This is a genomic window from Helicobacter labacensis (assembly GCF_003660285.1).
Classification (GTDB): Bacteria; Campylobacterota; Campylobacteria; order Campylobacterales; family Helicobacteraceae; genus Helicobacter; species Helicobacter labacensis.
Map to the genome: position 1 here is coordinate 1 of NZ_QXQQ01000026.1, position 24,066 is coordinate 24,066.

General features: G+C 43.0%; 23 protein-coding genes and 2 pseudogenes. 10 read left to right on the forward strand and 15 right to left on the reverse strand.

Annotation, left to right across the window (positions count from 1 at the left end; all coding sequences use genetic code 11):
- The coding region (locus EAO33_RS07310; protein WP_235853121.1) for an N-acetylmuramoyl-L-alanine amidase family protein at positions 1-696 on the forward strand (696 nt) is incomplete at its 5' end.
- Positions 696-1,409 (forward strand): hypothetical protein, encoded by a 714-nt coding sequence (locus EAO33_RS07315; protein ID WP_120946109.1) that lies wholly within the window; start codon positions 696-698, stop codon positions 1,407-1,409. The genes EAO33_RS07310 and EAO33_RS07315, both read left to right, overlap by 1 nt.
- On the opposite strand, the gene EAO33_RS07320 is transcribed toward EAO33_RS07315, so the two are convergent.
- The 6 genes from EAO33_RS07320 to EAO33_RS09850 all read right to left on the reverse strand — a co-directional run bounded on the left by EAO33_RS07320 (position 1,410) and on the right by EAO33_RS09850 (position 8,470).
- Positions 1,410-3,749 (reverse strand): ribonucleoside-diphosphate reductase subunit alpha, encoded by a 2,340-nt coding sequence (locus tag EAO33_RS07320; RefSeq protein ID WP_205589533.1) that lies wholly within the window; start codon positions 3,747-3,749, stop codon positions 1,410-1,412.
- Complete coding sequence (gene typA / locus EAO33_RS07325) at positions 3,715-5,571, reverse strand: translational GTPase TypA (protein WP_120946111.1); 1,857 nt, start codon at positions 5,569-5,571, stop codon at positions 3,715-3,717. Before typA ends, EAO33_RS07320 begins: the two co-directional genes overlap by 35 nt.
- Before the next feature lie 248 nt (positions 5,572-5,819).
- Complete coding sequence (locus EAO33_RS09115; RefSeq protein ID WP_162982243.1) at positions 5,820-5,987, reverse strand: hypothetical protein; 168 nt, start codon at positions 5,985-5,987, stop codon at positions 5,820-5,822.
- A gap of 47 nt (positions 5,988-6,034) precedes the next feature.
- Positions 6,035-7,558 (reverse strand): DUF2779 domain-containing protein, encoded by a 1,524-nt coding sequence (locus tag EAO33_RS07330; protein ID WP_120946112.1) that lies wholly within the window; start codon positions 7,556-7,558, stop codon positions 6,035-6,037.
- 54 nt (positions 7,559-7,612) lie between these two features.
- Positions 7,613-8,194 carry an AAA family ATPase gene (locus tag EAO33_RS07335; RefSeq protein ID WP_120946113.1) on the reverse strand — a complete coding sequence of 194 codons (582 nt, stop codon included), beginning with the start codon at positions 8,192-8,194 and terminating at the stop codon, positions 7,613-7,615.
- Positions 8,195-8,233: 39 nt separating this feature from the next.
- Positions 8,234-8,470 (reverse strand): AAA family ATPase, encoded by a 237-nt coding sequence (locus tag EAO33_RS09850; protein ID WP_162982244.1) that lies wholly within the window; start codon positions 8,468-8,470, stop codon positions 8,234-8,236.
- Positions 8,471-9,782: 1,312 nt separating this feature from the next.
- On the opposite strand from EAO33_RS09850, the gene EAO33_RS09120 reads away from it, so the two are divergent.
- The 3 genes from EAO33_RS09120 (at position 9,783) to EAO33_RS07355 (ending at position 11,494) form a co-directional block, all read left to right on the forward strand.
- Positions 9,783-9,941, forward strand: a complete 159-nt coding sequence (locus EAO33_RS09120; protein ID WP_162982245.1) for a hypothetical protein — start codon at positions 9,783-9,785, stop codon at positions 9,939-9,941.
- Between the two features lie 246 nt (positions 9,942-10,187).
- Positions 10,188-10,382: a hypothetical protein gene (locus EAO33_RS07350; RefSeq protein WP_120946116.1), complete on the forward strand. Its 195-nt coding sequence runs from the start codon at positions 10,188-10,190 to the stop codon at positions 10,380-10,382.
- 371 nt (positions 10,383-10,753) lie between these two features.
- Entirely contained in the window at positions 10,754-11,494 is a 741-nt protein-coding gene (locus tag EAO33_RS07355; protein ID WP_120946117.1) for a HesA/MoeB/ThiF family protein, read from the forward strand.
- 218 nt (positions 11,495-11,712) lie between these two features.
- Here the strand turns inward: EAO33_RS07355 and EAO33_RS09935 are convergent, their stop codons facing one another.
- From EAO33_RS09935 to EAO33_RS07390, 5 genes are all read right to left on the reverse strand, one after another.
- Positions 11,713-12,048 carry a BspA family leucine-rich repeat surface protein gene (locus tag EAO33_RS09935; protein ID WP_120946119.1) on the reverse strand — a complete coding sequence of 112 codons (336 nt, stop codon included), beginning with the start codon at positions 12,046-12,048 and terminating at the stop codon, positions 11,713-11,715.
- 1,137 nt (positions 12,049-13,185) lie between these two features.
- A complete protein-coding gene (locus EAO33_RS07370; protein WP_120946120.1) occupies positions 13,186-13,884 on the reverse strand; it encodes a tetratricopeptide repeat protein in 699 nt (232 codons plus the stop codon).
- 61 nt (positions 13,885-13,945) lie between these two features.
- On the reverse strand, positions 13,946-14,236 hold the full coding sequence (locus EAO33_RS07375) for a hypothetical protein (protein ID WP_328590021.1): 291 nt from the start codon (positions 14,234-14,236) through the stop codon (positions 13,946-13,948).
- 650 nt (positions 14,237-14,886) lie between these two features.
- The gene (locus tag EAO33_RS07380; protein WP_268877476.1) at positions 14,887-15,612 is read right to left on the reverse strand and encodes a restriction endonuclease; all 726 of its coding nucleotides are present in this window, start codon (positions 15,610-15,612) and stop codon (positions 14,887-14,889) included.
- A gap of 1,031 nt (positions 15,613-16,643) precedes the next feature.
- Positions 16,644-16,910: a hypothetical protein gene (locus EAO33_RS07390; protein ID WP_120946124.1), complete on the reverse strand. Its 267-nt coding sequence runs from the start codon at positions 16,908-16,910 to the stop codon at positions 16,644-16,646.
- Between the two features lie 23 nt (positions 16,911-16,933).
- Here EAO33_RS07390 and EAO33_RS07395 point away from each other — a divergent pair, with 23 nt between their 5' ends.
- From EAO33_RS07395 to EAO33_RS09545, 4 genes are all read left to right on the forward strand, one after another.
- Entirely contained in the window at positions 16,934-17,488 is a 555-nt protein-coding gene (locus EAO33_RS07395) for a hypothetical protein (protein ID WP_162982246.1), read from the forward strand.
- A gap of 379 nt (positions 17,489-17,867) precedes the next feature.
- Positions 17,868-18,107: a hypothetical protein gene (locus tag EAO33_RS07400; protein WP_162982247.1), complete on the forward strand. Its 240-nt coding sequence runs from the start codon at positions 17,868-17,870 to the stop codon at positions 18,105-18,107.
- Positions 18,108-18,198: 91 nt separating this feature from the next.
- A complete protein-coding gene (locus EAO33_RS07405; protein ID WP_120946127.1) occupies positions 18,199-19,305 on the forward strand; it encodes a hypothetical protein in 1,107 nt (368 codons plus the stop codon).
- 32 nt (positions 19,306-19,337) lie between these two features.
- Complete coding sequence (locus EAO33_RS09545) at positions 19,338-20,399, forward strand: hypothetical protein (RefSeq protein ID WP_235853122.1); 1,062 nt, start codon at positions 19,338-19,340, stop codon at positions 20,397-20,399.
- A 215-nt stretch (positions 20,400-20,614) separates the two neighbouring features.
- Here the strand turns inward: EAO33_RS09545 and EAO33_RS07415 are convergent, their stop codons facing one another.
- From EAO33_RS07415 to tnpA, 4 genes and pseudogenes are all read right to left on the reverse strand, one after another.
- The gene (locus EAO33_RS07415; protein ID WP_235853123.1) at positions 20,615-21,532 is read right to left on the reverse strand and encodes a tetratricopeptide repeat protein; all 918 of its coding nucleotides are present in this window, start codon (positions 21,530-21,532) and stop codon (positions 20,615-20,617) included.
- Positions 21,533-21,606: 74 nt separating this feature from the next.
- Positions 21,607-21,732, reverse strand: a complete 126-nt coding sequence (locus tag EAO33_RS09550) for an SEL1-like repeat protein (protein WP_235853124.1) — start codon at positions 21,730-21,732, stop codon at positions 21,607-21,609.
- 136 nt (positions 21,733-21,868) lie between these two features.
- Positions 21,869-22,063: a hypothetical protein gene (locus EAO33_RS09555; RefSeq protein WP_235853125.1), complete on the reverse strand. Its 195-nt coding sequence runs from the start codon at positions 22,061-22,063 to the stop codon at positions 21,869-21,871.
- 128 nt (positions 22,064-22,191) lie between these two features.
- Positions 22,192-22,618 (reverse strand): annotated as a pseudogene (tnpA, locus tag EAO33_RS07425) (IS200/IS605 family transposase).
- 67 nt (positions 22,619-22,685) lie between these two features.
- Here tnpA and EAO33_RS09855 point away from each other — a divergent pair.
- A pseudogene (locus tag EAO33_RS09855) lies at positions 22,686-23,962 on the forward strand (RNA-guided endonuclease InsQ/TnpB family protein).
- Positions 23,963-24,066 lie beyond the last annotated feature (104 nt).

Sequence of the window (24,066 nt, forward strand, 5' to 3'; positions counted from 1 at the left end):
CCAGCCCCCCCCCAAAAACGCTTTAAGGTGGTCGTAGACGCTGGGCATGGCGGGCATGATTGTGGGGCACGCGGAGTCAATGGGACTTGCGAAAAGTGGATCGTGCTAGCCGTAGCAAAATTCCTAGAACAAGAATTGCAAAAACGCCACTACATCGTGTTCATGACGCGCAAGAACGACTCGTATATCAACCTCAAAGATCGCACCGAATTTGCCAACGCCAAAAACGCCGATCTCTTCATCTCCATCCATGCCAACTCCATCCCTAAGAACTCCCCTACCAATCCTCAAGGGGTGGAAACCTATTTTCTTTCCACCGCTAGAAGTGAGCGTGCGCGCAAAGTCGCCGAGCAAGAAAACCAAGACGATGTGAAGGTTATGGACTATTTCTCCAAACTCTCTTTTTTAAATTCGCTCAATTCTCAAAGACTCATCACTTCTAACAAGCTAGCCATAGACATCCAGTTTGGGATTTTAAGCCAGTTACGCCGCACTTATAAACATGTGGTCGATGGGGGAGTTAGAGAGGGTCCTTTTTGGGTGCTAGCTGGCGCGCTCATGCCCTCTGTGCTCATTGAGATCGGGTATAATTCCAACCCCGCTGAATCCAAGCGCATCCAAAACAAAGCCTACCAACAGAATTTGGCTAAGGGGATCGCCAATGGCATCGATAGTTTCGTAAGCAAGAATTTTTAATGCTTTCTAAAAAAACCAACCCCTATAAGGTCTTTGTGGCGTCTGTGTTCTTTGTGTTGGCTGTATGCAACGCCCTCTCTTTGTTATTCGCGCGCTTTAACCACGACTTTTCCCAATTGTTCGCGCTGTTGAACGCGCGTTTTTACCCCCTATTAGTGCAGGCGATGTACATTGTGGGTGCGCTAGGTTCACTCTTTTACTTTGTGCGCGCTTGTGCGCACAATGTGCTAGCCCCCAAGCTTGCCGCCTTGGGGTGTTGTGTGGGCTTTATCTATTTGAGCTTGCTAGGCGCGCATGGGTTTTATCTTTGGGGGGGGTATGCTTTGGTGGCAGGCACGCTTATAGGGCTGTGGACTCGTTATGCGCGTGTGGGGGTGTTTTTGCGCTTTGCGCCTTCTTTTAACACCTGTCTTATTTGGGTCTTTGCATGCGCTTTTCAAAGCTATCTATACCCCCAATGTGTGGGGTTGGATTTTGGCTTTTTTGTTGGCGCGCTCTTAGGGCTTGTGGGGTTGGTTATGCGGCGCAAGGAATACTTGGGCTCTTATGAATACGCCAATTTGCTCGTGCTGTGCGCGGGGTTGGTGATCTTCATGCTGTGCGCGCCCGTCATTGTAGAACAGGCAAGCGCGCGTGCGGCGTTCTTTTGGTTGGGGGTGTTAGCGTGGGTAGGAGAGTGGATGCATGAGAGTGTGCGCACGCTTTTTGCCTAATCACTGGCAATGGTGGCACTCTAGGGAGCGATCCAGCACGCTCTTGTCCTCTAAACTAGGGCTTTGGGTGCGTAGATAATAGGTAGATTTTAAACCTAATTGCCATGCCAAGCGGTAAATTTCATGCAAAAGCTTCCCATGGGCTTGTTCGATGCGCAAAAAGAGATTCAAGCTCTGCCCTTGGTCGATCCAACGCTGGCGCACAGCGGCTAATTCTATGATCTTTTTGGGATCAATATCGTAAGCCGAAGTGTAATACTTCCAAGTGTCCAAACTCAAATGGGGCACAACCACAGGGATAAACCCGCTTAAATTCTCTTCCACCCATTTCTTTTTGTAGATGGGCTCGATGGTTTGGGTCGTGCCCACCAAAATAGAGATTGAACTCGTGGGCGCGATCGCCATTAAGTAGCCATTGCGCAAACCGTATTGCTTGACGCGTGTTTTTAAATCCTCCCAATCGCAACTAGGCGCGGGGAAATTTCCGCGCGCATGATCCATAGGAAAGACCCCACAACTCCACGCTGAACCCTTAAACAAGCTATAAGCCCCGCGTTCTTGGGCTAGAACACAACTAGCGCTAATGGCTTCAAAACTAATTTTCTCCATCACATGGTTGATTTTTTGCACATGTTCTGCACTCCCCCATGCAATGTGCGCGCAAGCCAACATCTGTGCTTCCCCCATCACGCCCAAGCCCACCGCACGGCTTTTCAAATTGGCGTGTTTGGCTTTGGCGATGGGATAGAAGTTCAGATCGATAATATTATCTAGCATGCGCATCGCAATGGGCACCACGCGCGCGATGTCGCTATCGCTATGCACCTTGCTAAGATTAATGCTTGCCAAATTGCACACCGCCACATCGCCCCCCAGCGCGCTCTTTTGAGTCATAAAAATTTTTCTACCCCCTAAAGAGTCATTACTGCAGAGTTTATTCGCCTTTTTTGTAATGCCCGCGTCCGTGCAGACTCGATCCTCCTCTTCAAAAAACGCCACGCTTTGATCTTCAAAGCGCACCTCTACGCGGTAATGGCTACTGGCGGTGTTTTGGTAAATTTCCGTGCAGAGGTTAGAAGAGCGGATAATGCCCGCATGGGCGTTGGGGTTAGCCCGATTCGCGTTGTCTTTAAAGCCCAAGAAAGGTAACCCGCTCTCAAAGTAGTTGGTTAAAATCTTACGCCAAAGATCTTTAGCTCTGATTTTATCTTGGGGAATCTCTGGATTGGCTTCATAGGCTAGGTATTTTTGGTTAAACTCCTCTCCATAACACTGCGTGAGATCCGCGCATACATAGGGGTCAAGTAGCGTCCACATCCCATCTTGTTCTAAACGCTCCATAAAGAGATCGCAAATCCACAGCGCGGGGAAGAGATCATGCCCACGGCGGCGCTCATCCCCGCTATTTTTGCGCAAATCGATGAATTCGAGCACATCTTTATGCCAAATTTCCAAATAGACCGCAATCGCCCCCTTGCGTGTGCCCAGCTGATCCACGGCGATTGCCACATCGTTGACAATCTTTAAAAAGGGGATCACCCCCGCGCTCGCGCTCTTATGCCCATCAATATAGCTCCCCAAACAGCGCACTTGGCTAAAATCCCAGCCAATCCCCCCCCCGTATTTGGAGAGCAAAGCCATGTCCTTGTAGCTTTCAAAAATGCCCTCAATATTATCAGGGGTGCTCCCCACATAGCAAGAGCTCAGTTGGTGGTTGGGGGTGCGCGCGTTTGCCAGCGTGGGCGTGGCGCACATCATCTCAAACTTGCTCAACACCTCGTAAAACTCTAGGGCGCGCGCGTCCGGGTCGTTTTCATTTTGGGCTAAAAACATCGCGATCGCCATGAACATGTGTTGGGGTAATTCAATGGGCTGTCCCTGTGTGTCCTTGAGTAAGTAGCGATCGTAAAGCGTTTTAATGCCCAGATAGTTGAATTGCAGATCACGCGTGGGCACGATGGCTTTATCGAGCAAATGCAAATCAAATTTCTCTTTAAAGCCCGCCACAATGCGCCCGGCTCCTTCGCCCTTTTGAAAATAGCTTTGCAGGCTTTGATAGTGCATGCACCCATTGACGCGGTGGTAGAGATCATAAAGAAACAAGCGCGCGGCGACAAAGCTCCAGTTAGGCGCGTGGGTGTCGATCTTATCTAGTGCCTTGTGAATCAAAGCCTTGACAATATCCTTAGTCTTCATCTTATCTGTAAAGAGATGTGTTTCTAATTCCAACTGCGCGCCATCGATCCCCTCTAAATCTTGGGTCGCGCTTTGGATGCATTTGTGGATTTTGCGCGTGTCTAAGGGTTCAACACGCCCATCGCGCTTGGTAACCATCTTGATTTTCATGTGTGTTCCTACAAGATTCATTTTTTGGCGCGCGCCGCGCAGTGGGGTCTAGCACCTTTTTACGGATTCGCAAACTCGAAGGTGTAACTTCTAAAATTTCATCGTCTTCAATCCACTCTAGCGCGCGCTCTAAAGCCATACTTCTAGGAGGGGTGAGTTTGATAGCCTCATCTGAACCACTAGCGCGCATATTGGTCAAATGTTTGGATTTAATGGGGTTGACCTCCAAATCATTATCCCGGCTGTGCTCTCCAATCACCATGCCCACATAGACCTTTGTCTGGGGCGCAATGAAGAGCGCGCCACGCTCTTGGATATTAAAAAGCGAAAACGCGGTCGCTTCGCCATTTTCCATGCTCACCAACGCGCCATTTTTGCGCGCCTCCACACTCCCACTAAAGGGGCGAAATTCTAAAAAAGAATGATTCATCACTCCCTCGCCCTTAGTGTCGCTTAAAAACTCGCCTCGATACCCAATGAGCCCGCGCGCGGGGATTTCAAATTCCAAGCGGGTATACCCATCTCCTATGGGATTCATCGCCTTCATTTCTGCCTTGCGCTTGCCCAGTCTTTCAATCACCACGCCCCCAAAATCCTCAGGCGCGTCAACCACTAGGTGCTCAAAGGGCTCTAATCTCACGCCATTTTCTACTTTAACAATCACCTCAGGGCGTGAAATGCTAAACTCAAAGCCCTCGCGGCGTAAATTTTCAGCTAAGATCGTGATTTGCAATTCCCCACGCCCGCTGACCTTAAATTTGCCCTCTCCCATTTCCTCGCATTTCATGGCGATATTGGTTTGCATTTCCTTGAGCAGGCGATCTTTGAGTTTATTGGCAGTAACATGCTTACCCTCCAAGCCAGCCAAAGGCGAGTCGTTAATGCTAAAATACACGCTCATGGTGGGTTCTTCTAAATGCATGGGGTCTAGGGGTTGGGGGTTATTGGGATCTACCACGCTATCGCCCACATCCACAGCATTAAAACCAGCAAGCGCTACAATATCCCCCACGCGCGCCTCTTCAATCTCCATACGCGCCAAGCCTAAAAAACCGATGAGCTTAGTGATCTTGCCCATTTCTTTTGACCCATCGCTCTTTACCAGTAACACACTTTCCCCCTTGCGCACCCGCCCATTGAACACGCGCACAATACCAATTTTCCCCACATAATTATCATAATCTAAAGTGAAAACCTGCATTTGTAGGGGGTCTTCTAAGGAGCCACTGGGAGCATGCACATGGGATAAAATGGTTTCAAAGAGGGGTTCTAGATTTTTCTTTTCTGCGTTTAGGTCTGTGATCGCATAGCCTTCACGCGCAGTAGCATAGACCACAGGGAAGTCTAATTGCGCATCGCTAGCTCCCATCGCCACAAAGAGATCGAATACTTCGTCCACTACCCTATCTGGTTGTGCGGCCGGTTTGTCGATCTTATTGACCACCACAATAGGGCACAGTCCAAAGCCCAACGCTTTTTTAACCACAAATTTCGTCTGGGGCATCACGCCCTCTTGGGCATCTACAAGTAGCAACACTCCATCAACCATTTTTAACACCCGCTCCACTTCGCCCCCAAAATCGGCGTGTCCGGGGGTGTCAATGATATTAATTTTAACCCCCTTGTAGTGGATTGCCGTGTTTTTAGAAAGAATAGTGATCCCGCGCTCTCTCTCTAGGGCGTTGCTATCCATCATGCGCTCATCTAATTTATCACGATCGCTAAAAGTGCCCGACTGGGTGAGCAAACCATCCACCAAAGTGGTTTTTCCATGATCAACATGCGCAATAACGGCGATGTTTCTAATCTCTTGCATTAAAAATCCTTCATTGAAAGGCGGAGTATAACCAAAAATTACTTAAAAGGGTGAGCGAAAAAATCTCGAAAGAGCGAGGGTTTTTGAATCTGAGCGGTAGTCCAACACCCGATGCTAAGGTCGGTTGAGAAGCGTGCTTTAGACATAGCGTTATCTAAATTTGGCTAATTTAATCAACCGCATCATCCGCCCTACCTCCACCTACACAGGCGCGCCCAAACGCCCCTTTGTGCGCGTTTAATCCCCCTTCACTGCCTCAAAAACCCAAACCCCCGCACTTTGGGGGCAATTTGTGTTCCAAGGTTTGTTAAGCTCTCTTGCAACGCGCTATAAAGCTCTTTGTAATGCGCATCTGTAGCTTTGCATAGGGTGCTTTTACCACTCCCTCCTTTTTCATTGGCGATAGCAATGATCATAAGCTCTCTTTCGCACCTCGTTTGACGATGACCCCCTCGCCGTGCTCTTACTCCACAACTTCTCTTAGCTTCTCTAACACCTTCACCATAGCTAAAGTGTCTAGCTTGCAGTAAGCTAAAAGGGCTTGTTTGTACTTCTCTTGCTTTGCTCTAGACATATGGGGCATTTTGGCATAAGCCGCCATCGCCTCCTCTCCATTGTGCACCAACTCCAAATTCTTGTAGGCACTTTCAAAGTCTGGCACTAGAGCGGGTAGCACGCTTTTAATGGAATAACTGCCTCCCATTTGCGGAGTGTAATAGTGCTTTTGTTGGAAGGGCTCCATTAGATCAACAATACCCTCTTTAATTTGCAACAGAGATTGGGCTATTTTGGGGTGCTGTGCTGTGAACGAGTTAGCTAATTCTTGTAACACGCTTGTTTCAAAGACAGCATTGTAAGCCAACACACACGCACCTTTGGGGATGTCCCTAACTAAGCTTTGGGCTAATTCTAAACGCCCATCTGTGCCACAATCCGCTAAAAATTCTCTATGCTCCAGCTTGCCTTCCCCAGAGTCAATATGGATGGAGTATTGAAAAGGGATTTTGCCATAGGGCTTTGTATTGCTGAAGGGAGGAATGGCCAATTGCACAGTCTCAAAGTCCAAGTAGCAAAGAGGGTGTCTAAGCCGTTCTAAAAACTGTCGTAGAGCTTTTGCATCGATATGAGATTCATGACTCAAGGTGTGTGTAACTTGCAAGCGTTGCTTGATATTGAGCGTTTGCACATCCCCTTGATTTAAATCCTTAAAAAATACCCGTCCACTCTTATAAAATTGCATTTTTTTATTAAACCCAAGTCTTGCGATCGCAAAGACATGATCTTGACCTACAATCCCCCTCTGCTCTTGCCAACAATAGACTTTGGCATCACAAGGGTAGGGATTATCGCAATGTGCCCCTATGTCTGTATTGGGTTCTTGTGGGTTTTCTAGGGCTTTGTTAATTGTGGCTAGATGCTCAGGAATTTCGCTTTGAAAGTCCTTGACAAACTCTAAAAAGTCGTTTTTTGCAAATAATTTTTCTAACTCTAGTGCGCCTTTCCTAATGTAGGCATTGTTTAGGCAAATTAAAAACGCTCCCTTAATGTTGTAGTCTAAACCGGTCAATACATAGTATTGGATACCTAAATCCCATAAATATTCCTCTTTGGGAGGTTGTGCTTTGGTGTCTTTAAAAGCACTCGTAGAGCTTTTCACTTCGTTAAGCACAACACCATCGCTATCAATCTCTAAAATGTCTACCATGACAAAAATCCCCTCAAGTACAAAAGTGGCTTCGTAAATGGTTTTTACACCTTGATCGATGAGCTCCTTAGTGTGTTTAGCCATACCCGCCATATTCTCTGGATTGAAAACAATCTCTCTACCACCTGGGAATAACTCCCGTGCAAGCTGTCCTACCTCCTGTCCGTTTTGCGCTTTTTGTAAAAAATCTGTGTCTGGTTGAAACACTTCTTTTTTGCGTTTTTCTAACCAAAGCATTTTAGGGCATTGCATGCCTTTTAAAAACTTGGATTTAGAGAGCATAACTCCTCCTTTGATATAAGAATTTGATTCTAAGCTGTTTAACATACACAATGCTTAATCATCAGGCGGGCTCAAAGGGTATCTTGTTGGCGCGCTACCATTCAGGGTATCTATTGTAATAATACATCGATACCCTCGCCACTCCTGCATAAAAAATCTAAGTGGGGTGATTACTTGAGTTAAAAGGGTTTTGATTGCATGCATGCCCGTTCCCTCTTGCATAGCCTGGTCAATAAGCGTCTCTTGAGCCTCCTCTTCCACTTCTAGTGCACTACCATGCGCGCTAAAGTCCTCTTGGAATATCTTTAACTCTTGCTTGAGGGCATCCAAGAGCATTTGGTGGTTGACTGGTTCTAAAACCACACGGATGGCGATGCGCCCAATAAATTCTTTAAACAGACCACAGCGTTCTAAATCCTTGCTAGATACATCTCGTAGAGGCTGATTTGGAGATGTAGGGGTGGTGTTTGTAAACCCAATGGAGGGTTTTGGTGGGGTGTTTGTGCTGGAGTAAAGGTCTTTAAAATGCCCCGCCAAGATGAATAACATTTGATCGGTTTTAAGCGTGATATCTTCCTTATCATAGGTGAAACTCACAATATGACCCTCCATGATTTTAAGCAATTCGGTCTGCACTAAACTTCTGAATTGCGATTGGTAACCTCCACGCCTAACTTATCCACTTCGTCTAAAAAGATCACCCCTTTTTGTGCTCTTTCTATAATCCTTGTCCGCATTGAGATACAATCCCATGAACATGCTTTGCACCTCCTCGCCTCGCCACCCTGTGGGAGTCAAGCTAGAAGCGTCTGCAATGTAATAGGGGATGTCTAGCTTTTTTAAAAGCGTGGTAGTCATGAAAGTCTTGCCCGAACCTGAAGGTCCGATCAAAAGTATATTGATTTTAGGCATACAGGGTTTACCTATAAAGCGAGCATGGTGATCACTTAGAGCTACACAAAGTGCCTCTTTAGCCTTTTCTTGCCCACTCACACCACTTAAAAGTCTATATAGCGCCTTGGGGGAGTAAGGATCTCAATATCAGACGGCATTGTTTTTGCTTCTTTAAGCGTTAGCCCATTGCCATAGCTTAACTTCTTAAGCTCCACACATCCTTTGGAAAGATTAAACTTCTTATACTTTATTTTCTTTTTGGATTTTTCGAGCATTGAAGAAATTTGGGTTTATTGTGTGAGACTACTATCTTGAGGGGTTGTATACCCGTTTTGAAACATGGGCAAAGTGTTTATTTCGTGCCTGTCCGTGGGCTCTTGACTCCATAGAACACTAAAGGGAGGAAGGCTAGCAATCTATTTATCTGCCACGCTCCATTTTGCATCAAGGCATGTAAAGAGAGTTGCAAATGTTTCAATAAGGCATACACACAAGACCAAAATGTATAGGCTCTAGAGTTTTCCTCAAGGCGAGCTAATGCGGTTTGTTCTCTACATGCAAGCCGTTCATATTTGGAGATGTGAGACCCCCTTGAGTATTTTGCTCATGCCTTCACTGACCATGAAAACCTCATTGAATACTCTCCATAGCTAAAACTAGGGGATTTTGGCATCATTGGACCTGCCCGCTAGGTTGTCCTTACAATCTCTACTCCAAGAGTGGATGCCCCCACTCTATGAATATTTATACTTAATACTTGTATTCAAATCTCTATCCAGTTCTACACTTAGGCTTATCTTTTAGGCTTAAATTTTTTGTAAGCATCTGTTAATTTTAGTTGTGCCAGAACTACCTTAGGCGGGTGGTGTTCCCGTGGGTGTTGGACACACGGGGTTTTTGTGTTGGTGTCTGTCGGGACATTTTGTTTAGGGGACCCTCTCTCTAGTGGGGAGGGGGGTGTGCCACCAAACTTTAAAGGAGTTTTAAATGCTTGAGTTGCTTTTTGAGGAAATTAAAACGAGGAATTTTTAGCGAAGTATTCGGCGGGCTGTAGCAATACAACGGGCTGTGCAATACAAATAGATCTGATTGTTGTACGAGAGTTTGCACGAGAAGAGATGGAGAACACAGCATTGGTGCAGAGCAGGATTGGGCGCGTTTTGTAGAAATTGAGGGGGGTGTAATCCAGTATTAGACTTTACATGGGGAATAGAGATGGTGTGTGCTACAAAATTAGGGATTCTGTAGATTTTTTTTGGTGGATCGCTAGTGTGTCCAAGTTTTTTTCATGCACACAAGGGCGCAGAAGTTCTCTAGGGTCAATGAGGCGATGATTACCCTGTTAGGGGATTTAGACGGGCAACAAAGCCTAGGAATGCTCAAAGAGCGCATGTCTTGCGTTAATCCACAAGCCCTAGATCGGGCTTTAGACCTCTTGCAAGCACATAGGATTATTGTAGAAAAAGAGGATTGGTCCTATCTAGGGTAGATCAAGAGCGGTATGCCCGCCAAATTGGTTATTTTAGCGAGTTTTTTAGCCATGTAGAGGGGGCACACCTAGCCCAAAAGAAGCTAATGGAAAGTGAAGTGCTTATATTTGGAGTGGGGGCTATTGGAGGGACTATTGCTTGTGAACTTGTGATGGCTGGGGTTTTAATCTTACACTCATAGACGATCGGGTGTGTAGGGTGTCTGATGTAAGCTACCATATTTACTATGACCAAAACCTAATTGGATGCCCAAGGTAGAGTCTCTCAAGCGTAAATTGCTAGAAATTGATAAAAGGGCACGCATCACTTGTATTCATCAGCCAGTGAGTGTCCATACAGACATGGATCTTTGGATACAAGAGGCGGATTTTTTGATCAATACTCTAAATGAGCCCTATATTGGCTACACATCTGCTAAAATTTCTAAGGTGTTGCTCTAGATTTAATAAGCCCCACTACATTGCAGGGGGTTTTGATGCCCATTTAGCAAGCACGGGAGAACTTATCATCCCTTACATCACTCCATGCGTGCAGTGCCATACAAGCTACTTTAAAGAAACCCTCAAAGATTGGAAACCTCACAAGCATTCTGTGCACACGACTGAGGAAGCTAGGCTGGGTGGACTGGCTTCCATGTCTCTCTTTTTGGCTTCTTTTGCAAGCTTAGAGATCATCAAATACCTTGCAGTCTTGTCGACTACGAACAAAATTATAAGGCGCGTGGGGAGTTTCTCTTTAATGATATGTCTTTAACTTATTTGGACATACCAAAAAACCCCGATTGCCCTATTTGTGCTATAAAAGAGTCTTTTTGAATTATAAACTTAATTCCAGTGTTTCAATAGTGCCTTTGGGGGATCGCTTCTTAGAATTTTTTAAGACCAATACCCACCAATCGGTGCGCATCGCCATGCATAGCCCTAAAATTCTAGACATTGTCAATAGTCTTGATGGGCACAGAACTTTAGAGCAACTCATCCAAGAGCATGGAGTGAGCACAGAATCCTTGCAAAGACTACTTTGCTTTTTAGAGAAAAACGCCATTTTAGATCATGTAGAACCGCATGAGGATTTTGAATGTTATGCGGACTTTAGGAGAGTTATTCATTTTTTGGCAGACTTTTCCATGAGCCACGCACATTTGTTAGAAATGTGGCGCAATATCAGACAATCAAAAATACTTCTCATTGGATTAGGGGCAGTGGGGAGTTTGGTGGCTTGTAATTTAGTGCAATCAGGAGTAGAGCGGTTGGTTTTAATGGATGGGGATGTGGTGGGGATGAGTAACTTACACCGCCAATTTGGCTATACAGAAAACCAACTGGGCAGACTTAAAAGTGATGCTTTAGAAGAAAAGTTACACTCTTATAACCCACATGTAGAAATTATCAAAATCAACAAATTTTTAGAAGAATCTACCCTTTACACACTCCAATATAAAGTAGACCTTGTGATTAATTGCGCCGACCAACCCAATGTAGACACCACTTCCCTTTGGGTAGGGAAATATTGCATGGATTATGCAATCCCACACATCATTGGTGAAGGTTAAGAATAGGGAAGTGGGCAGCTTGGGACCTCTGTGTGCCCTTATAGCGAGTATGACGGGCATGGAAGCATTAAAAATTCTTACGAAGTATATTTTGCCCAGCAATATAAACCGGCGGGGTGAATTTGACATACGCACAATGGATATCACTTATAAAAACTATACTAAACTTGAGGAGTGTCCGTGGTGCGGAGGTATGGAACCGTTGCTCGGCTAGTAAGTCAATTGTCGTCTTCATCATTCTCATGTTTCCTACTCTTTTTCTTACACCATTCTTTATACCATTGGGGCAAATTTTCGAGTGCACCACAGCCAACAAACATGTTGTACATATTCTCCACCTTAAACACATTCCAACGATCCAAGGGCTGATTAAAGTTTTCACAACCAGAGAACATCTCTCTCATATCCCTAATCTCCGATACATCCCAATTAGAGATATCGTGGTTAAAGTGCTTTGCCTTGCAAAACATTCTCACCATATTTTTTACATGCGATACATCCCAACTCTCCAATCCTTCAAATTTTTGGCGTTGGCTTTGATAAAAACACTTCACTCAAATCATCAATGTACTAATTTCAATCTCCCGTAAACACATTTCCTCGTTTCTACAAGTTCTTTAAGTTCCTCTCTTGTTTTTGGAGGACGGCACCCAATGGTCTGATCTGACACCTTATCTCTCCCATGCTTTGTTTAGAAACAAAGTAAACTCCCAGGGAATCCTAGCAAAAGTAGCTTAAAAGTGCTAGGTTACACATAGTTTGTTTCATCGTCTTTTAACCTCTTGTCTTTACACTTCTTAGTTTCATCTACCTCTAGCTCCTTAGCCTCTTTTTCTCTCTATGCTTACTTTGTGATTCAGTCCGTCTCACCCGCTTAGGTTTTTCAAAGAGTGTATTGGTCTGTGCTTTGGTGTCTAGTCCCAAACTCCTGCTCTTTCGAGTTGCCTTTGAATCTCGCTCGAGCGTTGCATTTTTTGCATGGGTGCTTAAGAGATCCGGATTTTCTTAAGGTATTGAAGTCTGTTCTGTTAGCCATTTACTAATCCTTCATTCTAATCTCGATGATATTGAATGCAATTATACATTAGCGCGAATCACCTGCTTATCTTTTAGCGGATAGATGATTCACGGCTTGTACTTAAAGTTGCGTTGCTTAAAAAAAAGTATAGTACACCCTATAATAAAGCCTACGATAATGTATGCCAAGAACTAGAAATCTTTGGATTAATGGACGCGGGGGAGCTTGATTTTAGTCTTAAAAAAATGTTTTAGCTGTTGTCTAAAGTAGAGTATTTTAGAATTTTGCGGAGATTGTAAGAGGGTAGAGTGTCTTTAACTTACTAGCGGATTCATTGTAATGTTTTGTCACACTTTAGTGGAGGTATTGTCAGAAGTCTCTGTACTCCTTAGAAATATATTACCTTCTTTTAGAGACCTTCCACTTGACCAGGAATTGAGTGAAAGCAATACGCCCGTAAAGCATGCCTTGTATATTCTCCACTTTAGATATATCCAAATTATTAAGCAGTTGACTAAAGAAAAACAACCAAAAAACATGCTTTGCCAAGCCCAAACCTTTTTTATAGCGTGTGAAGTCTTTTAGAGTCTTTGGAAAGTTCCTGACATTTTTCTATCTCCCAAATCACAAGAGCTTCCAATATTTTTCACATCTTTTTGAAAGCGTCTAGGCTTTAGTACAGATTTTGATGTGTGCTGTACCCACTACAATATAATTTTCTTAGCCCATCATAAGCATCAGTATTTCCCATTTTTATAGCCTTTTGGAAGTATTCTGTGGCTTTGGAGTAGTCCTTAGGAACATCCTGACCTATTCTATACATTTCACCCAGGTTATTATAAGCCACGCTACTCCCCATCTCTGCGGCTTTTTTGTAGTACTCTAGAACTTTAGAGCGGTCTTTGGGGATACCTAGACCACCATTGTACATAATCCCCAACTCGCAATAGGCTTCACTAACTCCTCTCTCAGCAGCCTCACAATAATAATCGACAGCTTTAAAATAGTCCTGAGGGACACACTTGCCGTTGGCATACATAAAGCCCAGCTCAAAATAAGCCCTAGCATGTCCCATATTGCACGCCTTCTCATAATATTCCACAGCCTTTAAACAATTTCGTAAAACACACCGACCATCACGGTACATAAAACCTAATTCAACATAAGCTTCAGCATACCCCATATCACCAATTTTTCTATAGTATTCAATAGCCTTAAGACTATCTCCATCATCGCAAGCCTTTTTGGCTATATCAAGATATAACCACTCTCTCTCGTCTTTGTGAGTTAATTGTCCTTGCTTTTGATTTGCTTTTCTAAATCTATACACCAAGTAAAAAACAAGGGCAGCAAGAAGAATATCAACTATCATTTTTCATCTTCTCCACTTCAGTAGCTATCAATAAAACAAATAGGGGTGAAATAGTTAACCGTCATGGTTCTTTCCCTGAAGCTTTAACAATAGAAATATCTGAGGCTTTTGAAAACGCTTCTATGATAGCGATAAAAATTTTAGATCGTAATTCTAGAGTCTTGTCAGGATCAGCAATATCAGTGATATAGGATATATAAACACGCACTCCTTCTTTTTCTGATTTGACAAATATCTTGGGGTTTGGATTCATGTATTGCATAGCATAGGCGCGTGATTCTTGATATTGTTGTTCTGCAGTTTCTCTATAGGATGTCGAGTACGATTTAGCAATGTTCTCAGCGATATCCATGGCTTTTCTACAATTCGACTCAAAAGTGAGCAAAAAGTCTAGGCTATCCCAAATAATTCTACCCTTTCGGTGATCGTATATCGCAATTGAACTTGTAAAAATACGATAGATGGGCACAGTAAAAAAAACGACCAGCTCTACCCTCATTTTTAAAGTAAGTATCTAGTGTGGTATCCTCATATAGTACGAAATAAAATGTGCGGATATCAACCACATAACCCATGTTTGTGCTTCCATCTTTGTTAAAGACTTGTATGCGATCGCCTATGTTGATCCCTATGATAAGTTGCGCAACTAGCCACAATAAGAATTTGATAAGAGTTTTGACTACAAAGATTCCAGCACCAGTGGAAACTCCTTTAAGTAAAATGGAAATAGAATCGTAAAAAAGTAAAAAAAACACTATCGAAATTGAGATGAGCAGTATATTTAAAACAACACCAAGTCCATTACGAATTTTATACGAGCAGTTCCACCCACACTTTTTGGCAACCCATTCTGCAAACCATTGAATGAATAATATGACCATTAAAGGAACAAACACGCCCATAAACAACCATGTTGCGATAATGATCATCCAAAGTAGAAACTTCTGTGCTCGGCTGTTAAACTGAGATAAAAAACTCAGGTCGGTTTTTATTATCTCTTTTTCATAGATCTCTATATTTTTTTTTTAAAAGATTCTGTGCATTCTGAAGTTTCTCTTGTTTAACTTGTTCCTGGTAGATTTCTTCAGAGTATTTGTGATCTAGAGATTGCAGCTTTTTGAGCACTTCTAGTTTTTCTCTTAAAAGATCTAATGCTTGCCATAAAGATTTTTGATTTGCTTGCATGATAGTGAGCATAGTTTTAATGTTAAGAAAGGAACACGCCTTGGAAATGTAAGGCATAAAACAAATGTTACTTAGAGGATCTGGTGTAGGGGGTTTTCGCACAAGATCTCCAAACAAATCACTCTTTTCAGATTCTGAAATCTTTTCCTGTTGCTTGGATGTTTGCGATGTGTGATTCAAAATTATGATCTTCCTTTTGTCTTTTTGGTGTGTTTTGGATTTGTGCTGGCTAAGTCTTTTGAGCCAAATGTTATCGTTATTTTGTAGTTGTTTTTGGATAATATTCAGCCTATTCTGTAAATCTTGCTGAATAGGATCTGCTAAAAGAAACATACATAGAAACGCTAAAGTTAACAAACGCACAACATCCATCCATAACCTTTCAAAATTATGCAAACTGGAGATTGCCCATACTACTTTGCATTTGCTAAGGAAAATCGCTAAGTCTTTTAGGTGGACTTTGTTTTGGGCGTAAAATTTGCACTGGATGGCGGTGAACTCTTGGCTTTTGGTTTCCATAACAATGTTTATCCCGTTGTCTATTTGCCTTTGGTTGTGCTCCTACTCACTCCAAAGGCTGATTTTTTGGTGCTCCCCTGCACTGTCATGTTCTTGGAGTAGGTATTTAGCAAGCTTTTCAAACGAACTCCCCTTAGTGCGCTGATCTAATGGGTTGACTTGGACTTTTTGCGTGATTGACTCAAATTGGCTCCTATATGAGTTTTTTCGGCTATCTACTTCACCTGGGATGCCGTGCGGGTTTGTTTTGCCATCTGCCTTACTTGCAAGCAATTCAATTCCTTTTGATGGATTGCAAAGTAAAAGCCTACTGTAGCAGACAATCGGAAGATTTAACTTAAGCAAAGTCTGTTGTTTGAGTAGAACTAACGGGTATTTACAACCGCCAAAACGCCCATTACCCCACTCTTGCTTATTGAAGTTGTATTAGTTCCCCTCTTTGTTATCTGAGTACATAGAGACATGCCAGCTATGATTTTGGGGATTCGTGCTAAAATGATAGCCATTGCGTGCTAAAAAGTAACATCTTTTAATCTGCCTTTAGTACTTTGGGTGTCCTCTTGCTTAGATTATCCGTTACGATGGTACATTGCAACCTCTCAAAACTTTACCAAGAGTGTAGGGATACTCCTTTAAGATACGAAAAACTGCCTTTTACCGCTTTTGAAAATAGAAATAATGTCTTATAATCGCATTCAACCTTAAAGCGGATTAAATACAATAGAATGCCTGACTTGCATCATTGTTTTAAGGGTTAAAAACATAGTTGGCATAGGCACTGGCTGTATATGCATGGAACACCACCATTGATGTCATCACTAGCTAAAACTCTTGTAAACCCCCACTGCAAAGGTTCAAACTTCACCCGATACCCTCAAAGATAATCAACGAAATACCTTTAACCCATCCCAACCAAAAAAACTATCTATACCCCCCCAAAGCCTTCTATAAACCCTGTCTAGGCCTTTTCTCATTCAAAAGTCCCAGGGGGTGTGGGGGGCGTTGCCCCCACAAAAAACCACACACGATTACCAAAAACATCACTAAACGCGCCATCACATTGACTCCCCATATTTATCCAATACGGCTGGACCAAGTTCAAAACTCTTTTTGACAAAATGCCCATACTTCATCAACACACTCGCCGCGCCTTCGCTCCCACCATGCGAACGATACACCACCAACAAACGCATTTGGTGATCAGGCAAAATCTCTAAGCCTGTCCTAACCAGCTTGCACTTTGGATCACGACTGCGGATAGAAAGCACCATACTCTGGTATTGGTTACCTAGTGCCTCTACCTCGTCATAAGCCCAGCGCATCGCATTCCCCTGAGATGATGGGAGTGATTGCTCTGCATAGAAAGTATATCCAGCTCTTTCAAGTCTGTGGTGATGAGTATATGACTCTTGTGTTTGAAAACATTGATGAACTCAAAGACAAATTTCTCAACACCGCTCATAAGAATGGCAATGCTAAAACCACACTAATTCCCTCTAAAACAGACACCTCTGCTACAGACACTGCCAAAACAAACACTCCCACCCAAGGTGCATCCACAGATGCCAACCAACATACAGAAATTTATGTGTTGCAACAGCCCATACCTACAAATGGAGGTGAGTTAGTAGCAGATTGTAAAAACGGTAGACTTTATACTTTTGAAAAAGTGCAACTCATTGCTAAAATCAAAGACGCAGAGCAAGATGTCCTATCGCTCTTTAAAATCCTTGAGCCCACAGACACAGACCTAGTGATCGCCAAACGCCACCACAGAGACAAGAAAGAGATGGAGCTCTTTAAGAGAGTAATCCCAGAGTGTGATGCTCCCGATTATTTTGCCTACACCTTCAAACATAGGGATGACATAGACATTTGGCGGATCAAAAACATATTCTAAACTGCCTGCAATAACTGAGTACACTAAAACCCATATCTTAACGCAGTCATAACAACTCTAGGGCATTTTAACCTTAAGAGTTGTTAAGTCTAAACCAATCCAAATACCAACTTCTAAAAGATAACTATACAGATCAACTTTGACAATATCCAACGCTTATAAACGCACGCTCACCATAACAAAAGCTCTTGCCACTCTTTAAACTCTTTATTGCAGATTAGCGGTGTATTTATATGTATTACTAATCCATATCCTAGAATACACAGACACAAAAAGACAAAAGAAACTATAAACAGAGTAGCATAGTATACTAGCAACATTAAAGAATTTTAAGCCCCCACGGCGTTTGAGTGGCAAATTTCACAATAAAAAGCCCCGTGTGGGCGTGGTGGAAACGAAGTTAAACCTTTTATTGCGTAAATTTATAAATTTACGCAATAATCCCAATTTAAACAAGATGAGTTACAGAGAACTCTCAAAACTCTATGATAAAAATCTTAAGGCTGAACTACAGCTAGAGGCAAAGCTTGCCAAAGCCCAAAAAGAAGTCAAAAATCTGGAAGATAAGCTAGAGATAGCTGGAGATAATTTAGTCAAGATTGCTAAGGCCTGGAGATAGCTAAACAGCGGGAGAAAACGCAAAAAAATAAAAGTCAAAATGCAAATCCAACAAACATAGAAAAACCCTAAAAAACCTTAAAGATTAGACGATGGGCAATATAGCCTGTATACACATCAAAAAAACAGCAAATCCCATCCAAGCACGCCACAATACAAGAGATTTACCCCCTAATTATGTCTTACCCATTAGTGTGTGGACACATAAAGAAGGAATTGAAGTTTCTTGCGGTGTTGCAGAAGCAATGAAGCGTGAAGTAGAAATTATTTCAAGTGCTGAAGAAATTTTTGAGAAAAACCGCAAGAGAGGTCCGCACTTCAAGGTCTCTCAAAAATGGTCAGCTGTGATCAATCTCAAAGCTAATCACACCCTCAAAGATGTTCAAATGGTGGCCCACAAACTAGAAGAAACCTATCAATGGCAAGTGATCATGTGTGCGAGGCATTATGATGAAGGGCACTTTGATGATGAGGGCAATCCTGTCATTAATCACCACGGACATATTGAGTTTTTACCCATCAACAAAGACACGGGCAAATGCATGTTTCAAGGCGAGCAACGCCAACGGCAATGGTTTAGGCAGTTACAGACAAATGTAGCCAAATGGCTAGGTATGGATAGGGGCATAGATAAGCGTGAGAGCAATCGCAAACGCATTGAACCTAGAGCGTGGGTGGCAATCAAGGAAGAAGAAAGGGCTAAACGCCTAAGCCAAGAGCAAGCCTTAGAAAGAGCAACAAATATTGCCCGTTACACGAACGAACCCTTAGAGAAAGTCAGAGAGCGTGTTGAAAAACACTACAAGCGTGGAATGCTTGATAAAGTGCTAGACACCGCTAAGGGCTTTGTAGATGCTAAAAAAGCACAGAATGAGGCAAAACAGGCAAACAAAGAAGTAGAAAGACTTGAGAAAGAGAATAAAGAGCTTAGAGAGTCTTTAAAGCAAGCCACAGAGACTAATAAGAACCTAGAATGTGGGCTAGAAGATATTGATAAAGAAATCACAGAGACCACTAAAAAGTTTCAACTTGAGCCTTACATATTTTTGAAACGCCAAGAAAGGATGTCTGGTAATTTAACCCGAATCTATCTGTCTAGTCGTAAACAAGACATTAAAGCCTTCACCAATGAAATCCGCAAACTACTTAGAATGCGTAAAGATAACCCAAACACAAGAAACTTTGAAAAAAAGAGATAGAGAAACAAGCCAAAGAACACTATCAAAAAGCTTTGAAAACCAAAGAGCAAGAGCTTAGACAAGAATATGTCAAAGACCTAAAAAACCTTGAGACTGAATACATGAAGAGTTTAAATAACCTTTGCGCTCTAGTAGGCGTGGATAGCAAAGACACAGCGCAAGAAAGTATGGCAAGCCTTATAGCGGGCATTGACAATCTCAAAGCCCAAGCGGGTAAAACCCAAACAGCACAGGGGGCAAGGGCTGAACTGGAAAAAAAGCCAGAAATCCAAGAGCAAAACCCCATTCAAGCTATTGAGATTAAAGCTAGCAATGTTCAAGTCAGTGCAAATGCAGATCTTCAAGGCGCACTTACAAGCAACCCCCAAGCTGTGGCGCAAGACAAGGTAATGTCTCCCAGAACTTTGCTAAGTGATTTAGAAAAGCCCGCCCAAGAGGCAACCCCAACCATAAAACCCATAGTGCAAGAGTCCATAGAAACCATTCCAAAGATGACAACACCCCTAGAAACCCCGCAAGCATCCACCAAAGACACAGAAACACCCACAAAAGGCGCACAAATGCCCCAAAAACTCAAACAAGAGGCTAACCAAGACACAGCCCTTAATGGTTTGAGAGTCGAGCATAGGGTATTGCAAGGGCAAAAAGCTTTAGAAACACTAATGGGCAATCTCTACGCCGATATTAGACAGATAAGCGCAACAAGCCCTGAAGTGGAGCAAGCCTTAGACATAGCGCAAACATTTGATATAAGGCTGCAAGTGGTCTTTAAAGACTTGAGCGAACTTATGGAAGATTTGCCTAATACCCAAGAGACGATCAAAGACACAGAAACGCTCCAAGCACCTAAACAAGAGGATAATCCCCCATTGTCTAACACCGCTAAAGCTTTGGAAATGCTAGAGAGCGTCATATATGCCAAAATCGCCCATACAGCCAAGGCAGACCAAAAAAAGGCAAGTGAGCTAGAATTAAGGGCACAAATGGTCTTTAGTGTCCTTGATGAACTTAAAGGGGATCTGTCTAAAGCTTTGGCACAAGTGAAAGCCATCCAAGAACAAGCCCAAAAGGGAAGTGGGGGCAAGCACATTTAGCGCAGTTTGGCAAGGCAAGAAGCTTTAAGGCAATGAGAACAGAGCTACTTTAGCCCCCGAGGTTTGCAATGGCAGTGAGGTTTAGCCTCTTTTCTCTGCAAAGGCAGATTGTGTCCTTAAAGGGGTCAGCGGGTGTTTAACAAAAGTTTACAAGGCATAGGATTGAGATGCGCTAGTGGCGTATGCAAACACCCTCATTGCTTAGTTCTCTAAACCTAAAATAAATCACGCAACCAATCCCAAAAGCCGGGTTCAGCGGGGTTTTTCCCCGTGATCTCGCCCACATGATTACAAGAAATATAATCGCCCATTGTGCAAGCCTTGTTGAAATATTTTAGGGCTTTTTGTATGTCTTGATCCTGATAGGCATACCAGCCTACATCAAAACAAGCCCCCCAATACCCCATATCCGCGGATTTTTGGAGGTATTCACTGATTTCTTGGGAATTGTTTGCAAATTTCTTCAAACGATAATAAGCGATCGCATACCCTAGTTGTGCTGCCTTTTGGTAGTATGCATGCGCCTTTTCTCCATACTCTCTTGCGGCTTGCAATTTTTTATTTGCGCGCGTGTCTCTTTCTTTCTGATTATAGAACTCGCCTAGCTCAAAATACCCTCTAGGGTCGCCCATTTCCATCGCCTTTTTAAAGTAGGCGACAGATTTTTTAGAATCTCGCAAAGGGGAGCAATAGTGTATTTCTCCTGAATATAACCGCCCCAAGAAGACATAAGCCTCCACACTCCCTTCTTGCGCCTCCTTTTCCCAAATTTGGCGGGCTTTTTGGAAATATTCTAGGGCTTTTGTCTCATCTTGAGGGACTCCACGCCCCATCATAGACATCCACCCTAGCCCAAAAAATCCTAACCCATCGCCCATATCCGCAGCCTTTTGGAAGTATTGGAGTGCTTCTTCATATTTGATACGATCCTTTTTCCAAAGCTTTTTTCTATCCCACTCTACGATACGCTCAAATTCAGACCAATGCGCATCTAACATACCCAAACCGCTAAACCCCCGTCTATCCCCCATTTTTGCCAGTTTATAAAAATAAATCTTAGCTGTGTGCCCATCCCCATACTCCCAAGCCCTTATGGCGTGGGCAAAATAAGTATCCGCATCACTGGCATGCATAACCCCTAAGCAACACATCCAAAGTAGCACAATGTGTAATATGCTTTTGAGTCTAGTAATCATCGCTTGCATGGCTATTCCTCATAGCTTCTTCCTCGCACTTCATCGCAAGAGCCCGCATCGCCCAAATCACAAGCCTTATCGTAATACTCCATGGCTTTTTGCGCATCTTTTGGGACACCCTCGCCCCATTTATACATATCTCCCAATGCAAGATAAGCATCCACGCTTTTTAACTCTGCTGCCTTTTTATAATATTTTAGGGCTTTGTGGATATTTTAACAGAAACAGGAAAGTTTAGAGTCATTTCAGTGCCATCACCCCTGTAAGCATCCCCTAAAGCCTCATAAGCATCAGCTTACTGTGGTAAGCCTTTTGGTAATACTCTAGGGCTTTGGTGTAGTTTTCATGTTCGTCAGCGTTCACACCAAGATCAAAATACCGATCTGCCTCCCCATTCGCATAAACCCCGCTTAGGCATAAAAACAAAAGCAATAACGCCTGACACGCACTATTTAATAGGCTTTTCATATTGCAAGTTGGACACTTCGGCGATGGTGAGGGTGTTAGAGGTGTTAGAGGCGTTTAGAGAGGTGTACAAAATTTAATTTGCTTTGGCAGAAATCCCACCCGTCTTTAGCGGGTGGGATGAATGCCACCTATCCTTGATTTTCTATAATCTTTTGATGGTTTCTGGGTTAGCTTCTCCTATGGAACAAGCGAAAAATCCATCTGTCCAAAACATTTGTTCTTTCCAAAAATGTTTGCGTAAGAGCGGGATAAACCTTTGCTCTCTCCAAACTTTATAAGTGGTGATCTGTTTGATCCGCAAGATAATAGAACTGATAGACACTCTAGGGATATACTGAATCATCAAATGCAAATGGTCTTTGTCGGTTTGCCTTGCTATGATGATAAAATCTGAACTTTCCTCTATCTCTTCAACAACAGACTTCACAAAAACAGCCATATCGCCTACGAGTAACTTTTTCTGTATTTACACACTAAAATCAAATGGGCTTTTAGATTATGTTCGCTCCTGTTTGTGGATAAGTAGCCTTTGAGTTTGCAATGGTTTTCTTCCATAGTCTTAAACCTTAATATTCTACAAGTTTATGCTATAACGATACTAAAATAGTTAAGGTGTAGCCGATTGCTTAGAGCGATGAAGTTTAGGATTTATCCCACCACCCACAAAAAACCTTGATACACCAGTGCTTTGGCTGTGCTAGGGTGGTTTATAACTACTTTTTGCAATACCGCCAAAAACAATACGCGTCAGGGCATTAGAGAAAACTACTCCAGCATGCAAAAAGTGCTCACCACTCTTAGAAAGCAAGCGGATTACGCTTTCCTAAACAAGTGCAATTCTCAAAGCTTGCAAATGGCACTCAGCTGACTACAGCCTTTGATAGATTTTTCTCTAAGTTGGCGGAGATTATCCTAGATTCAAGTCTAAAAAGCATTCTAAGTAGTCTTTTTGTGTCCCCCAACACTTAGAATTAGATTTAGACAAGAAGCAACTCAAACTACCCAAATTCAAAGAGGCTATTAAAGCCAAGTTTCATAGGCATTTGCCTATAGGCTCTGTGATCGAGCAGGGTTTTATCTCTTGTGTAGCAGATAAATACTACCTCTCTATAAGCTATGAGGATAATGAGCCTGAACCTAAACCCATAACTATCAAAAAAGCTGTGGGTTTAGATATGGGTTTAGAATCTTTAGTCATAGCCAGCAATGGCGTGTTCTATCCTTATAAAAAGTTTTTCAAAAACCTACAAACTAAGCTCACTAAAGCACAAAGGAGATTGAAACTCAAAGGTTCTAACAATAGAAAGAAACAAGCCAAGAAAGTGGCACAAATCCACGCTCCTATAGAAACAACAGAGAGGACTATCTACAAAAATCAGTAATGAGATAACCAATCAATACGATTTGATCGCGGTAGAAACCTTGAAAGTTAGGAATTTAGTCAAAAACCACAAACTAGCTAAGAGTATTGCCAATGCTAGTTGGTCTAGGCTCACTGCTCTATTAGAATACAAGGCTAGTTGGAAGGGCAAAACCTTGCTAAAAATTGACCAATACTTCCCTAGCTCTCAAATCTGCTGCACTTGTGGGAGCAACACCGGTAAAAAGCCACTGCATATCAGAAATTTTGTCTGCCCTTGTTGCAAAACACGCCATCACAGCAGACTAACGCTAGCATCAACATTAGAAACTATGCTTTGGGTATGCTAGATGAACGGCACGCTATCAAGGAAAAACGCGCCGCGTTTTCTAGGGTGGAAACCCCCGAAGTCACGCTTGTGGAAGCAAGCGGAACGCTTGCCCCGCTGATGGGGCTGTAACCAAGTATGGCTACATTTAGATACAGCTAGTTATGGATCGTTGAAGCAAGAAGCCCACCCGTCTTTAGCGGGTGGGTGATTCACACTCTGTAGCTAGCTTGCCCATGCCATTCTCTAGCCCTCTAATCCCCTCTAGCAAGTCTTTATGTTCCCACTCCCTAGCTTTCTCTATTGTGGCAAGAA